This window comes from Streptomyces sp. SID13666, from assembly GCF_010548325.1.
Classification (GTDB): Bacteria; Actinomycetota; Actinomycetes; order Streptomycetales; family Streptomycetaceae; genus Actinacidiphila; species Actinacidiphila fildesensis.
Window position 1 is genome coordinate 1 of record NZ_JAAGLX010000162.1, and the last position, 548, is coordinate 548.

The window sequence follows — 548 nt, forward strand, 5'->3', positions numbered from 1 at the left end:
CCCTCGCCGAGGGCGTGGTCGTCACCGACCGCGACCGGCTCGCCGCGTACCACCTGAAGGCGTTCGCCTTCGTCAAGGTCAACCTGATGAAGCGGGGGCAGCAGATCCAGGGCGCCAACTGGAGCGGCACGCCCGCGCCCGAGGGGATCGACTGGCACACCGTGGACCGGGTGTTCCAGGGGCCGGACGGGACCACCACCGAGAAGGTCGTGCCGGAGTGGGCCGGACCGGGGAAGCCGCTGCCCCTGCTGAACGTCGTCCACGTGAACGAGGCCGGGAACGTGGTCCTGCACCTGCCCGGCGGGCCGCCGATCGAGGTGTCCGACGACGAGTACCTGGCCCTGCTGCGCCTGGAACCGGGCATGCAGACAGCCAACCTCGAACAGCCGCTCCTCTTCCTGAGCTCCGGCCCGGGGGCGCTGCGGCCGGAGCTGGTGCGGCGGTTCGCCCAGCAGAGCGGCCGACCCGCCTACGGCTACAGCGCGCCCCTCACGCTGACCGCCACCGACCCATCGGCCCCGCTCACCATCGTCGCCGGTTTGGACCCG

At 72.3% G+C, this 548-nt stretch carries 1 protein-coding gene; it reads left to right on the forward strand.

Annotation, left to right across the window (positions count from 1 at the left end):
* The coding region (locus tag G3I60_RS43900; RefSeq protein WP_164608571.1) for a hypothetical protein at positions 1-548 on the forward strand (548 nt) is incomplete at both ends.